This window comes from Clostridium sp. CMCC3677, from assembly GCF_023845585.1.
Lineage (GTDB): Bacteria > Bacillota > Clostridia > Clostridiales > Clostridiaceae > Clostridium > Clostridium aquiflavi.
Window position 1 is genome coordinate 1 of the sequence record NZ_JAMQHS010000105.1, and the last position, 228, is coordinate 228.

Sequence of the window (228 nt, forward strand, 5' to 3'; positions counted from 1 at the left end):
CAAGGTCTCGACCAAATTATTCTTGTTCCCGGTAATTACGGGGATGATTTTGTTCAGAATACGCTTGGTTTTTCAAGCGGAAATATTGTTTCCATGAGTAATTTCGTTGGTTATATGTTAAAAGAAACACAGCGTCTAGCTTTCAAAAAAGTGCTAATGGTTGGTCATTTTGGCAAATTGGTGAAGGTTTCAGCAGGGATTTTTACGACGTACAGTAAAGATGCAGAT

At 37.7% G+C, this 228-nt stretch carries 1 pseudogene; it reads left to right on the forward strand.

Annotated elements, in window-relative coordinates:
• Window positions 1-228 (forward strand): annotated as a pseudogene (locus tag NG901_RS16895) (cobalt-precorrin-5B (C(1))-methyltransferase); the annotation flags it as partial.